The following is a 13,945-nucleotide window of genomic DNA, read 5'->3' as shown; positions in this document are numbered from 1 at the left end:
TGAGAATAAGATTCGTGCCACTTTTATTCCTCAAATATCCTTTTATGTATTATTTTATTCTTGTGATTTTCATTTATTACCGTAATAACCGCTTATGACAGTAAGGGGTGCGGAATGTGGGTTATAAGGGTTTAAGGTGTATTTACGTTTCGTAATATAGTTTGGTTTATTCTTGCCTACTTACTTAGTAGGGCAAATAATTTGCCCTCTCCCTCATTTTTTTACCCAATTAGGATATTCGCTACAAATTTATCCTTTTACACAAAGAACTTGCTTGAGAGTCGCTACAACCTCAACCAAATCTGCTTGATTTGCCATAACTTCCTCTATGGGTTTATAAGCACCAGGAATTTCATCTAATACACCCTCATCTTTGCGGCATTCTACGCCATTTGTTTGCTCTATCAAATCATCAAGTGTGTAGATATTTTTTGCTTTATTTCTTGACATCAAACGCCCTGCACCGTGGGAACAAGAACAGAAGCTGTGGGCATTACCTTTACCCTTAACGATGAAAGACTTTGCCCCCATCGAACCAGGAATAATTCCATAGTCTTCAGTCTGGGCGCGGACTGCACCCTTACGAGTAACGTATACATCCTCATCAAAATGCACTTCTTTTTCAGCGTAATTGTGATGACAATTAACCTGCAATAAAGGTTTACTTGCCTTCCCACCTACCAGATGCTTCTCAACTATGTGCTTAAAACGCGCCATCATCACATCGCGGTTGACACGCGCATAGTTTTGTGACCATTGCAAATCGTGCCAGTATGCTTGGAATTCTGGCGTACCAGCCACAAAGTGAGCCAAATCAGGGTCAGGCAATTTATTACCAGCCATTTTTGCTAATTCTCTGGCTGTGTGAATATGACACTGGGCAAGTTTATTACCGATGTTACGTGAACCAGAATGCAGCATCAGCCAAACTTGATTCTCTGTATCGAGACACACTTCAATAAAGTGGTTTCCTCCACCGAGAGAACCCATCTGTTTCATCGCTTTAGTTTGTAGGTCTTGCACACCGCGATGCAAGTCTTTAAAATCATCCCAGTGTTGCCAGTTGGTGACAGATTTTTCAACATCTTTGTTTTCGTTGAATCCAGTAGGAATTGCTGCTTCAATATCCAGGCGGATTTTCTTCAGTTTACCTTCTAGTTGATCGGCAGTAAATGCTGTTTTTATAGCGCTCATACCACAACCAATATCTACGCCGACAGCAGCAGGTATAATCGCTTCTTTGGTGGCTATTACAGAACCGACTAAGGCTCCTTTTCCTAAGTGGACATCTGGCATTAATGCTAGGTGTTTAAATACAAATGGCAGCGATGCTACATTCTTTGCCATTTTGGTTTCTTCTGGCCCCAAAGAGTGATTTGCCCAAGAGAAGACGGGTGTTGGTGTGGTAATTTCTAACTTTTCGTAGGGCATAATTTTTTCTATTTTGGATTTTAAATTTTAGATTTGGGATTGGGTATAGGAGATTAAATCAGTGAACAGTTAACAGTTATAACTCCCAACGGAAAAATTAACTGATAATGCGGATACTTGTTGATAAGCCATTACCTAGTACAGTATGGCGGAAATAAAAATAATTCGTAATACCTCGACTTACTTCGACTAAGCTCGGCACAAGTTCGTAATGACGCTCTCTTCTTAGGCTTTGCCAACGCGGACTAGCTTGGCGTGATGCTAAGGTAATTGGTAATTGAATTAAGCCAGACACTTCGGGGGAGCCACTGCGGTGGACGGGTTCGGGAAAAAGTAGTATTTACATACTACAAAATTAGCAAAATAGATTACAAACGTCAATAGCAGCATTATTTCAGTTATCGTGTATTATTATGGGCGCTAAAATGTCATTGGTCATTTGTCCAATGCCCCATGCCCAATACAACTCTACCAGAGGCTGCACTTCGACTTCGCTCAGTGACCACGCCAACGACAACTCTACAAGACGCACTCGCGTTCGCGCTTCCTGAGCGTAGTCGAAGGCGAGTGCGTCTCGCTCTTAAGGGCAGTACAAGTGCCTCATACCCAATGACAATAATTAACAGTTGTGTCCCAAGTTGTTTTAGAAAACGTTTATAAAAGTTTTTCCTCACGTAAAGGGGAAAGTGTTACCTTACAAACTCAATCTCCTCTTACACCTGGGGAGGAAACTGATGCAGCGCCAGAACGTGCGGGAAGTGTCAACGTATTGCGGCGAATTAACCTGACGATCGCAGATGGCGAGTTTATTGTGCTGGTGGGCCCTTCTGGTTGTGGTAAAAGCACTCTGCTGCGGTTAATCGCCGGGTTAGAAGTGATGACTGGAGGCAATATTTGGTTAGGCGATCGCTTGATCAATGACCTACCACCCAAGGAACGCGACATCGCAATGGTGTTTCAAAATTACGCCCTCTATCCTCACATGACGGTATATGATAACATCGCCTTTGGATTACGCCGCCGTTTTGCCAGAGCCGGGGAAGCAGGGGGAGCAGGGGGAGCAGGGGGAGCAGGGGGAGCAGGGGGAGTAGGGGGAGCAGGGGGAGCAATAACTCCCTCATCTCGTGATCTGCAAAGGTGGGCAGAAAATCTTTTTGTGGGGGCGACAAGAAAGTTACCTAAAGGACTGCGCTACATTTCTGACAAGGAACGAGCAGTAGATGAGCAAGTGCGTAGTGTTGCCCAACTGTTGCAAATCGAAACATTGCTGAATCGTTTACCCAAACAGCTATCTGGGGGACAAAGACAACGAGTTGCATTGGGACGAGCGATCGCGCGTGACCCCCAAGTATTCTTAATGGATGAACCGCTTTCTAACTTAGATGCGAAACTGCGGGCCCAAACCCGCGCCCAAATTGTCAAATTGCAGCGCCAACTGGGGACAACAACAATTTACGTTACCCATGACCAAACAGAAGCGATGACAATGGGCGATCGCATTGCAATTATGTCTGAGGGGAAAATTCAGCAAGTCGCTTCTCCCCTAGAACTTTACAACCGCCCTACCAACCTTTTTGTCGCAGAGTTCATTGGTTCACCACCGATGAATTTTATTCCTGTAGAATTTCATGCCCCGCAATTGATTACTCATTCTCAGTTTCGTTTCACCCTCCCAGAAGTCTGGGGAAAAGCCTTACAAAAATATGATCGGAAAACTCTAATTTTAGGCATTCGCCCAGAACACTTGAACTTGAGTATGCCTGCCACCAAAAATCTACCAGTGCAAGTAGATTTGGTAGAGAATCTCGGCAACGATTCCTTTCTTGCTGTTAAGATTGCCGAACCGGGATCTCAAAAAGCCACTACAGCCAATTACCTACAAGTGCGAATACCACCTAACCGATTTGTACAACCTGGTGAGCAACTATGGTTATCTCTAAATCCAGAGAAAATTCACTTTTTTGACCTTGAAACTAAGTTAGCGATATTTCCCTAAGAGTTTGGAAAGGACAAATGACAAATGACAAATGACAAATGACAAATGACAGCCTTAGCCAGTTAGCTTTAATTGCGCCGATCTACTTAGCTACGAACTTTAGTAAGAATTTTTTGGGAATAAAAGGAAGCTGATTCTTCGTTTTTGGCACAATCTTGGGCAAACTTAATCAAATGATGTCCCACAAGTCCAACGTGAATCAAGTTTTCAATATCACCTGCTTTTAGTGCTGGCTTGGCCATTTTCCAGAAAGTCTGACGATAGTTACTAAATATGCCTACCCGCAGCAAAATATTAGCTAAATAAGTTAAACCTTTGCGAATATTAGCCCTAGAAGTGCGAGCTGGGCTGTTAGGTACTTCAATGCGATTTGGATAGGTATGTTTCATGTTGTAGGCAAATCGCTGATATAAAAATTCTGGCTCATAAGCAGTTGTAATGCAGCGCCGCCACATCTCAACAACTTGCTCGTAGGGCATCAAAAACTCAATATTTGATTCGCGGCTTTCATCATAAACTAGTCGTTCTTCTGCTTCTAACCTCCGCCATAAAGGAGTTTTAGGTAGAGCATGAAGTAAGTTAATTGTCAACATGGGAATTTGCGATGCCCGAATAAATTCGATAATTCGGTCTGCTGTTTCTGGTGTATCTGTATCTAAGCCGATGATGATTCCTGATACTACTTCCATGCCATAGCTATTTAAAACCTGAATTGCTTTTAAAATTGGCATACTCAGATTTTGGTCTTTGGAAATAGCATGGAGAGCATTTGGTTCAGGTGTTTCAATGCCGCAAAAGATTGTGCAAAAATAAGCTTCGCGCATCATCTCTAGCAGCTTTGGACTTTGAGCTAGATTGAGCGTTGCTTCACAAGCAAACTGGATGGGGTAGCCATTACGCTTTTGCCAGTCAATCAGATGAGGAAGTAACTTCATGGCGGCGCGGCGATCGCCAACAAAGTTATCATCGACAAAATACACTGCCCCCAAATTGCCTGATTGTCGCATTGCATCTAGCTCGGCGACTACTTGCTCTGGTGTTTTCATCCGGGGACTGTTGCCATAGAGTTCGGGAATATCACAAAACTCGCAGCGATAAGGACAACCACTGGAAAACTGGACATTTGCCAGAAAATAATCATTGATATTCAGCAAATGATAAGCTGGTGTGGGAAACTCTGTTAAGGGCAAACGTTCCTTGGTTTCAAAGCGAATTTGCCTTTCGGGACGTTCCAGGTTTTGGTCTAGATATTTGATCATGCGATCGCTAGCATCTCCCAATTCACCCAGATGTAAAATGTCAAATTCCGGATAATATTCTGGACATCCAGATACCGAGGGCCCACCTACAACTGTAATTTTCCCCGCTCGATGGGCAAGTTCATTAATTTGATTAATCTGTGGTTTTTGGATATGCATTCCACTCACAATCACCACATCAGCCCATTGGTAATCAGCCCTAGTTGCTGATTTGACATTCTCATCAATAAACCGCACTTCCCATTCTTTAGGTAAGTAGGCAGCCACAATTAAAATACCTTGGGGTGGCATAAAAGCCCGAACATTACCCATAAGTGGGTAGGCGTGATGAAAAGTACCAAAGGAGCGGCTGTACTTGGGAAAAATACACAAAATATGTCGATGGTGCGAAGGAACGTAGCGAGTTCCTTGAGTGACAGGAGCGGTTTTGGAATCGGCCGCTACATGAATTTGGTTCTCTAAAGACTTCAGATTCACAGTCATCGCAAATTTCACCCTGGAAAACTGAGCAGCTAATTTTACAGTTTAATTAGGTAAGCATAATTAAACATACAATAAAATCTTAGTTCGTAGTGAGCCTAGAGTTTTACTAAATAAAACCAATGTCTGAACAAAAGCCCATAAGTCCTTGGAACTACAAACCTTGGTGGTGTCAGCCCTGGTCTATAGTTCTCACAGGTGTAACGCTGATTGGTGGTAGCTGGTTACTATTTAAAACTATCTGGCTAACAGTTATCGTCTCCATCCCTGTAGTGATGTGGATGGGATTTTTTGTGTTGTTTTGGCCGCAACTAATTATTGACAGTGGTATTTTGGAATCAGATAAAGACTAGATAAGTAGGTCGGCGGAAGAAAAGTATTGGGCGAATAGAATTCGCTACTACACAAACAAAGTCCACCTCCGTGGACTAAGAGAAAATTAAGGTTTTTAACCTGCGTAGGCAGGTTTTGTTTGTGTAGCCGCGACTTCTAGTCGCCCGGTTAGTAATAAATTAAACTTTTCAAACAACCTCTAAGCAAAAACCATTAGCTTTCAGGTATATGTTGCAAGAAGACCCTTCGACTACGCTCAGGGTAAAAGATTTGGGTCTTGGGAACCAGGACTTCTGACAAGAGGAGGGAATGTAAGACCAATAGAATTACGGAGTTCTCTTGGCTATTCCCGATGAATTGGGAAGCCCCGTCCGTCTACACGGCGGGGTAGTTCACTTTACAACTTGGCTGCCATGAGTGCGGGGATCATCTTGACTAGCTGTTGGTGCTACTGGGGCTGAAAATTTGGAAACTTTCCCACTAGCTTGAGCATAGGGGAGAGACGAACCAGTAACCAAAGCTTCTAAGTTGCTAGCCATAATCGTCCGGGGTTGATCGCCGATCGCTTGAGCGATGGTTTCCCCTTGCTGACTCAAAAATACAAAATGGGGAATTCCATCGACTCGATATTTCAGCATTTCCGGCAACCACTTGGTATTATCCACATTCAGCATGACAAAATTCATCTTGTCAGCATACTCTGTTTCTAGTTGAGTGATATCTGGTGCCATTTTCTGGCAGACAGTACACCAATCAGCATAAAACTCTACTAGAGATGGTTTGCCGTTGCTGACCGCTACTTCTAAGGGTGTAGAACTATCGCTTAACTTGGTAAGGGAAGCCGAGGTTGTTTCAGTTCGCAATCCTAAGACGAGGGCAACGCTAAGGGCGATCGCCACCATTACAATTAAGAAGTTTCTCAGACGCGTTCCTAATGTGGATTGAGCTTTTTCGGGAGAATTAACAGGTGAATCAGTACTCATAACAGAATTATTAAAACTTATTAAGGAATTTCTTCTTTATTTTAGCTGACTTCAGCGACTCTTTAATCTCTGCACCTCTGGAAGCTTCAATATTCTACATTTGAATAGGGGGAGACTTTTTTTCAAAAAAAAAAGATTAACAAGTTTCGCTGCTTTAAGTCCCCCGGTTCAATAAAAAATTTTGTTTTGTGTTGAGGTTATAGACATCTCCATAAATTAAATATGCGTTACCCAGAACCCTTGTAGAGACGTAGCACAGCTACGTCTCTACATTTTTTTTTACCAGATGTCTAATGTATGCTCAATATATCTCATCTAATCAAGCTTGCACCACTCTCCAGATGTCCTAAGTTGACTACAATCCTTAGAAAGAGTAGTAAAAACCTAATGTCTAAAAAGCCCGATTCGCAGTTCCAAAATCTCTTTGCTTCACACAACTCAACCAACTGGGACGAAAGATTAGCCCAAATAGCTTATCGTTTTAACCGGGAGTATCAAGGTCAAACCTTTGAACTCCCAACAGAAGTGCAGGCGATGCCAATATTTCGGGAGTGGATTGCTGGGAGTTTCTCAGGGAGAATTGCTTCCCCTTTTTGGGAAATTGCTAAACCTCAAAAAAACCAGCACTGTATAGATATTGGCTGTGGTATCAGCTTTTTAATCTATCCTTGGCGGGATTGGCAAGCATTTTTTTATGGGCAAGAAATCAGTAACGTGGCACGGGATACCCTTAATTCCCGTGGGCCGCAGTTAAATTCCAAGCTGTTCAAGGGTGTTGAGTTGGGAGCGGCTCATCAGTTAAGCTACTCATCAGAGCAGTTTGACCTGGCGATCGCAACTGGATTTAGCTGCTATTTTCCACTCGAATATTGGGATGCTGTACTGGTACAGATCAAGCGAGTGTTAAAACCAGGTGGACATTTTGTGTTTGACATCCTCAATCCAGAACAGCCTTTAGCAGAAGATTGGGCAGTTCTGGAAACCTATTTGGGTGCTGAGGTGTTTTTAGAGCCTTTGGCTAAGTGGGAAAAAAGGATTAAAGCAGCTGGTGCTAAAGTAGTAGCGCAGAAATCAGGGGAATTATTCGAGATGTATAAAGTGCGATTTTAAAAATGTTATTACTCAGGGAATTCCTCACAACTTAAGGTTTTTTCGGTTTTGCCAAGAGCCAGTATAGCCATCATATCTGCGATCGCCTGGGAAAAGCGATCGCAGCACTGATAGATAGCTAAGTACAACATTTCATTAATTCATAGCGAATTTTCTGCGTCCCTCTGCGCTTACCTCTGCGCCCCTACCCTGCGGGAAGGCGAACGCGCAGAGGGTCTCCAAGAGTTGCGCCTATGCGTTTAAATTTAAACTCTCAATTCGCCACGATTTTACGCAAAGCTGTACTAAGAATTTTTTGACCTCTCTCCTAAAAGTAGAGAGGCTTTGAATCTTACTCCCCAACGCTAGCTCTTAAGGGGCTGTTCTTGTTAGGTTTGTAAGCTAATCGTCATTCATTTTTCCAGAATGATTCGCTTGTAGTCAGGGCTTCAGCCCTGCTTTTATGCAACTTAAATGCCGATTAAGTACGTTGGTGCGAAAAAAGTCAAGTATGTTACGAAACGTAAATAAGCTTAAAACCTTTACTAATGAAAAATGACCAATTGACTTAGGACAGCCTTAGCCAGTTAACTTTAGTTGCGCCGACCTACTTAGCTGATTACACTCAATAGAGAAACGCTATAGTTTGACTTTTCCGACTCCGTTTGTATAACTTCAAACTTCCAGTCTGAAGAATAATCAGGTAACTCATAGCCAACACTCTTAACATTAGCCAACATCAACTCATCTCGTTGATGCCAAACAGCAAATATTTTCTCCCTGCCATCATATAGCGTTTCTAGGTCAATTTGATAAACCTCGTTTACTCGCTTCAGCTTTAAACCTAATAAATTTAACAATCGGCTGAGTATTTTAATTGCTGAAACCTGCTCTTTATTCCCAACTAAATTAATACCAAGCGCTCTTTTAATATGCTTACTATGCTGAAAAGCAACATTTTTCAGCAATATTAAATCTGGATCATTTTCCATAAATTCGCGTTTTGCTTCGAGAAACTGAAGCATTCCTAAAGCTCTCATAGCTTCAACTTTGAGCGTGTAAGTTTTTAAATCTGGTAGAAAAACTTTCCCTTCACCCCAAGATAATTGCTGATGCCATTCTTGCTGATCCCTAACGTGAAAATACTCGCTTTCGTGAGTTAAATAATAGTGAATTAACAGTTGACAATAATATCCTTGATCATCCTGCAATTTTATCCAAGGAGTAACTTCTACACCATACCTTTGTCTGAGAACATATTTGTTGATTTGGTTGCGTTCTACATCTGTTAAGGAATGCTTAACTAATAACTGTTCATACTCTACATAATCGATATCTTTAGCATTAGCTACAGCATCTGCTAGCGATAGTTTATTTTGCTGCTTAATTTCTTTAATTTTGCGTTTAATTTCTTTGGCTTTTTGACGGCTTTGTGCCCAGTCTTTTTGAACTTTAACAATTTCTAAAATTAATCTTATGCGAGTAGATAAATCAGCGACATCAGTTGCCCAAAAGGCTCGGCGTAAATCTCGAACAATATTATTGTGAACCGCATTACTCCGCATCTCAATTTTATGACCATCAGCAATTAAACCATCGTGCATAGATTGACGGTAGAGGCGAATAGAAGCATTTACCCTTGCAGATAACTTTGCCCAAGTTCGTAAATGAATCGGGTCATAAACTAAAGGTAAATCTACATCTATTTTATGCAATGGACTAAGCAAAGCTAAGTTTTCTTTTTGATTTTCCTGATACCAATCAGATAGCGATCGATAATTTGTACTACCACTACCAATTAAACCAATACCTCGTTTAGCGCACCAGACAACACGCGGTACATCATCCCTGACTCTTGCTAAGGCTTGTCTTGCTTCCGAATCAGGAATAACTCCTTGAAAAATGCCATAAACTCGGTCGAAATGTTGGACATCAATACTAATTCCTGTACCAAGACTAGGGGTAACAAAAACGCCGTCATATTCAGATATTTTTTGATTAATCGCTGCAATAAAATCAACTGCTGCGTGACCAGGTGTATTTGTAGTGTGACTACTAACTACCAAAGTTTTGGGAAATTGTCGCCCTAATTTTTGTAGACGCTCTTTCAGATAACCTTCAATTGTTTCACAACTATAACGTCCGGCGCGACTATCAGTAGTCACGTAACATTTACGTCCAGCAAGTAAATCCAATTCTAGTTGGTGAATTAGCGGTGTTGGGTTTGGTGAATCATAAAAAGTCACGTCCCAACCCTGCTGAGGTTTCCACTGGTTGAGAACTACCCAAGGTGTTAATTGAATTCCTGCTAATCCTTGTAAATATTCAAGTGAAACATCTGATAAATCAGCATCTTGAGCAATTACTAAACCTCCACTTGTTAAAACCGTAGCAATTAGTTGCTGGAATAACTTTAATATTTTTACACGCTTATGCTTACAAGTATTACTGTTTAACAGATGCCATAAAGATTGCTCCACTTCATCTAAAATTACTATTGCTCCGCGCCAATTTTCTGGGTTAAGTTTCCAAAGTGAATCAACACATAAACCAAGGGAGTGCTGAGAAAAGGGAGAGCGGAGGATGGGAGGAGCAGGGGTAAGTGTTTTCTCAATCCTTTTCTCGACATTTTCTTTATATGTTCCCCATTGAATACCAATTTTTTCACACAGAAATCGTCCTAGTAATATTCTATGAGTAATTAATAAAACTGGTTTATTTTTACTTTTTGCTTGTTGAACAACGCCTTGCAATGCTGTAGTTTTTCCCGTTCCTTTTGCTGATTTTACTCCTACTAATCCAGAATTGGGGAAAGGTATTTCACCTATATAAGGGCGGTTGAAGGTGAGTGCAGCCGGAATGGTTAACTCGGTGTGGGGTTTGGTTTGAGCAAGATAAATTTCTAAATCAACACTTTGGCGATAAACTTTATCAAAACTACTTACACCTTTAGCAACAATAAACTCATCAACTCCTTTTTCTATTCCTGGAAGTTCCATGACTTTAACAGGGCAAGTTTTTTGCTGAAATAAACAACCAAGCTGAGAAATAGCATTATTTACAGCAGCGATTGTCTTGGGTTGAGTTTCAAAATCAAAGCAAATGTAAAAGCTGCGCTTTGTAATTGTAAATGCTGCTAAATCGGGAATTAGCTGACGACGAGTAACTTTGCCAAATTCATCTTTAACAACCCGATAACCACTGGTAATTCCGGGAATGGCAATAGCTACATATCCTTGTGTTAACAACGTAGCTGCTTTTTTGACACCCTCGCAGATGATGAGGGGGATGTTTTGTTGCATCACCCATTGCCAAAAGCCTTCAGCTTCACCATCAGGAGTAATAGTTATATTATCAGGCATCACCAGATTGTAACGCCCAGCCACTTGCTGCCATACTTGCAATGTTACCCGCAAACAAAATATTCGCGTTGGCGTACTGGGGGGATGCTCGTACTTGATGGACTTACCATTGTGATTTTGTCGGGGTTGGTTTGGCTTAAAGCATCCCCATTCCATCGTTTGCCAATTATTCAAAGGGTCTAGTCCAGAACACCACCAACCACCTTCAGTGATATGAGTGTAACGCTGCAACCAACTACTTTTTACCATTCCGGTATTGGTGCGGGGGAGTAGCTCAGAAATCAACAGGTACTCATAAGCTGTTACACCTTGAAGCGACCTAAAATTGAGATGCACTAAGTGTAAGTCTATACCACTACTCTTGACTAATTCTTCAAGGTGTTGGGGGTGTAAATAGTGCAGATGCATAGGAAAAGACCCGAAGGCAAGACGATGAGATTAAAACATTAACACGCATCTCCTAGTTCCTTATAAGCAATATTGCGAAGCTTTTGGGATGCTTTTGTTACCTCGTCATAAGAGACACATCGGTTAAGGCTTTAGTGGATTATTCTGCCTATTAGATCCCCAAAGTAATAATTTTGTATTGTGATATTTGTTCGCTATTAATTTTTATTTATCAGTAAATTTCTCCGTTAAGGAATGCGATCGCTTCAAGGTGGTCTGTATCGCAGATTTTGCAGTTGATTAAAAATTGTTAAGTAGGCCAACACAAATAAATCTAACTATGTAACGAAATGTAAAGCTTTTGAAAACTCTGTGATTGCTGGACTTCGCGGCGCTACATTCGCACTAACATAGTTATAATTTTTTTCACTTACCTACTTAATAGGTTTTATAGTTTTTCAGTAATTCCTCTGTTTGTATTTATTTAATTCATACCTAATACTTATAAATCTATCTTCAGAACTTTTGCTGATGGCTGACAATCTTCTGCGTGGTTAGCATATAGCAAATGACATATTACTTTCTACATCATGTAGTAGATTTCGAGCTAGATGACTATAAAAAAACCGTTGGTAATTAATCAGCCACAAGTAGGTGAGTTCATTCATGATCTGAGGCGTGCCTTGGGGCTAACACAAGAGCAGTTTGCAGTTGCGTTAGGAGTGACTTATGGCACAATTAACCGTTGGGAAAAAGGACGATCTAAACCGTCACCGCTAGCAATGAAAAAAATTGAGGAAATTTTGCAGGAGATCGGGCAAAAGGGAACGGACTTACTAAGCCAGTATTTTTCCGAACATTAGTTAGTACCAAACGCATTTACAAGCTTCTCTGCTTAGTATCAAATTGTTCTAAACATTTCAATCTCAGGCTTATAAATTATCAAAAAATATTATGAAAGTGCTTTTACCAGAGGGAACAAAACTTCAAGATTTTGAGAAAGAATTACAAACAACTCTAGAGCAAGCACAACTAGCAGGTTATGCCCTTATGGGTTTTGCATTTAGAGAGGCTCTCAGTCCAAGATTACACGAAATTGATGCTTTGGTGGTGATGGAGCCAGGAGTATTTGTATGTTTAGAGGCAAAGGGATATAAAGGTAAGTGGACAGGCAGCGCCAACGAAACATGGTTTTCTGATAATCAAAAAATTAAAGCAGTAGGTGGCAATCCATATAGACAAGTTGAACGATACAGCCTAGTTATTAAAGATAAACTTCAGTCTATATTTCAAGACATCAAATTCTGGGTTAATTATTTTGTTGTTGCCCCAGATCAAACAGAATTTGAGATAAAAGATGCAGTTATTAATACCTTTCAACCTGGAAAATCAGTACAAATTTGTCATGTATCTAGAATAGAACAGGTTTTAGGCAGTATTAGAACTAATGAAGGTGTTGCTGCAAGATTCAACGAAGTTGGTATTAAAAAAATTATTAGCGAACTCACAGGAATTTCACTAGAGGAACTTGAAAAAATTATAATTGGTCAGCCGCATGAAGCACAACCAACATCTGTTAAAACTACTCCAGAACTAATTTCTGAACAACAAATACCTGTTAAACCCACTCCAGAACTAATTTCTGAACAACAAATACTTGTTAAACCCGCTCCAGAACTAATTTCTGAACAACAAATACTTGTTAAACCCACTCCAGAACTAGTTTCTAAACTATCTCACAGAAAACCTATTCATCCTTCTATAATCCTGACTTGCTTAGTAGGAGTAGGAATATTTATAACTGCTGGTTCTGGGCATTATTTTTGGAATCAAAGACCATGCGAAACCGCTACTGAAACAAGAGTAAATGGTATTTGTTATAAAGATATTTCTAAAAAACCTCTTGTTATAGGTATTATCACTTCACCTAACCAGTATTCAGAATTTAAAACATACTTAAAAAGCCAAATCGGTTCTCAAGCCATAAATGTAGTAGTTGAAGGTAACTCTGAAATTACATACAAAGAAGCTCAAAATAATATTGCTAATAAAAAATGGGATATCGTATTTGCTAACTCACCCATGAATGGAATGCGAGCTAAAGATACTAGCTACAAATGGTTAGCTCGAATGTATCCTAAGTATCCACTTACTTATCAATCAGCTTTATTTGTTAGGTCTGATAGTCCAATTAAGTCCATTGAAGATATTAAGTCTAAAACAACTATCGCTTTAGGAGATTTTAATTCAGCTTCGAGCTTCTATATGCCTGCCTATGATTTATATGGAAAATCTATGACTGTAACGGCAGGACATAGAAGCAGTAAAATTCGAGAGCTAGTAGCTAATAAACGAGCAGATATAGGATCAGGTGTATACAGTACGGTCAAGGATGATCCACAATTCCGAGTAATTCAAATTAGTAGAGAAATTCCAGGCACAGGAGTTTACTTATCTCCGAAATTGACTCCTACTGTTCAAAAGCAGATTCAAAACATTTTAGAAACCCTCACACAGAAAATACTTCCTTTCTTAATAGAAGCAGATAAACAAAATGAGAAAGTGGTTGTACACTGCTCTGGTGGGATTGGACGTACTGGGCACGTGTTAGCGGCATGGCTAGTT

Annotated in this window: 11 protein-coding genes and 1 pseudogene; 6 read left to right on the top strand and 6 right to left on the bottom strand. The window is 40.6% G+C overall.

All coding sequences use genetic code 11. The features are described 5' to 3' along the window. Positions 1-249: 249 nt before the first annotated feature. Together LC605_RS25880 and LC605_RS25875 are read right to left on the bottom strand one after the other, a co-directional pair. Positions 250-1,431: an RtcB family protein gene (locus LC605_RS25880; protein ID WP_229550361.1), complete on the bottom strand. Its 1,182-nt coding sequence runs from the start codon at positions 1,429-1,431 to the stop codon at positions 250-252. A 97-nt stretch (positions 1,432-1,528) separates the two neighbouring features. Next, positions 1,529-1,726 (bottom strand): hypothetical protein, encoded by a 198-nt coding sequence (locus tag LC605_RS25875; RefSeq protein ID WP_229550360.1) that lies wholly within the window; start codon positions 1,724-1,726, stop codon positions 1,529-1,531. 333 nt (positions 1,727-2,059) lie between these two features. Between LC605_RS25875 and LC605_RS25870 the strand changes: the two genes are divergently transcribed. Then, positions 2,060-3,427, top strand: a complete 1,368-nt coding sequence (locus LC605_RS25870) for an ABC transporter ATP-binding protein (RefSeq protein WP_309143280.1) — start codon at positions 2,060-2,062, stop codon at positions 3,425-3,427. An 86-nt stretch (positions 3,428-3,513) separates the two neighbouring features. On the opposite strand, the gene LC605_RS25865 is transcribed toward LC605_RS25870, so the two are convergent. Continuing rightward, positions 3,514-5,169: a B12-binding domain-containing radical SAM protein gene (locus LC605_RS25865; protein ID WP_229550359.1), complete on the bottom strand. Its 1,656-nt coding sequence runs from the start codon at positions 5,167-5,169 to the stop codon at positions 3,514-3,516. 119 nt (positions 5,170-5,288) lie between these two features. Between LC605_RS25865 and LC605_RS25860 the strand changes: the two genes are divergently transcribed. Beyond that, the gene (locus LC605_RS25860; protein ID WP_229550358.1) at positions 5,289-5,519 is read left to right on the top strand and encodes a DUF6737 family protein; all 231 of its coding nucleotides are present in this window, start codon (positions 5,289-5,291) and stop codon (positions 5,517-5,519) included. A gap of 372 nt (positions 5,520-5,891) precedes the next feature. Here LC605_RS25860 and LC605_RS25855 read toward each other — a convergent pair whose 3' ends face one another. Beyond that, the gene (locus LC605_RS25855; RefSeq protein WP_229550357.1) at positions 5,892-6,482 is read right to left on the bottom strand and encodes a thioredoxin family protein; all 591 of its coding nucleotides are present in this window, start codon (positions 6,480-6,482) and stop codon (positions 5,892-5,894) included. 387 nt (positions 6,483-6,869) lie between these two features. On the opposite strand from LC605_RS25855, the gene LC605_RS25850 reads away from it, so the two are divergent. Next, on the top strand, positions 6,870-7,592 hold the full coding sequence (locus LC605_RS25850; protein WP_229550356.1) for a class I SAM-dependent methyltransferase: 723 nt from the start codon (positions 6,870-6,872) through the stop codon (positions 7,590-7,592). An 8-nt stretch (positions 7,593-7,600) separates the two neighbouring features. Here the strand turns inward: LC605_RS25850 and LC605_RS33150 are convergent, their stop codons facing one another. Continuing rightward, on the bottom strand, positions 7,601-7,723 hold the full coding sequence (locus tag LC605_RS33150; RefSeq protein WP_267868666.1) for a hypothetical protein: 123 nt from the start codon (positions 7,721-7,723) through the stop codon (positions 7,601-7,603). Positions 7,724-8,182: 459 nt separating this feature from the next. Further along, positions 8,183-11,341: a plasmid replication protein, CyRepA1 family gene (locus LC605_RS25845; RefSeq protein WP_229550355.1), complete on the bottom strand. Its 3,159-nt coding sequence runs from the start codon at positions 11,339-11,341 to the stop codon at positions 8,183-8,185. A 590-nt stretch (positions 11,342-11,931) separates the two neighbouring features. Between LC605_RS25845 and LC605_RS25840 the strand changes: the two genes are divergently transcribed. From LC605_RS25840 to LC605_RS33490, 3 genes and pseudogenes are all read left to right on the top strand, one after another. Next, a complete protein-coding gene (locus tag LC605_RS25840; protein ID WP_229550354.1) occupies positions 11,932-12,183 on the top strand; it encodes a DNA-binding transcriptional regulator in 252 nt (83 codons plus the stop codon). 91 nt (positions 12,184-12,274) lie between these two features. Beyond that, positions 12,275-12,634 (top strand): annotated as a pseudogene (locus tag LC605_RS33145) (nuclease-related domain-containing protein); the annotation flags it as partial. Next, positions 12,617-13,945, top strand: a 1,329-nt coding sequence (locus LC605_RS33490) for a PhnD/SsuA/transferrin family substrate-binding protein (RefSeq protein ID WP_309143281.1), incomplete at its 3' end; no start/stop codon positions are given. The pseudogene LC605_RS33145 and the gene LC605_RS33490, both read left to right, overlap by 18 nt.

Source organism: Nostoc sp. CHAB 5836 (assembly GCF_020829445.1).
Taxonomy (GTDB): Bacteria; Cyanobacteriota; Cyanobacteriia; order Cyanobacteriales; family Nostocaceae; genus Nostoc.
This window is presented reverse-complemented; position numbering and strand designations above follow the sequence as displayed.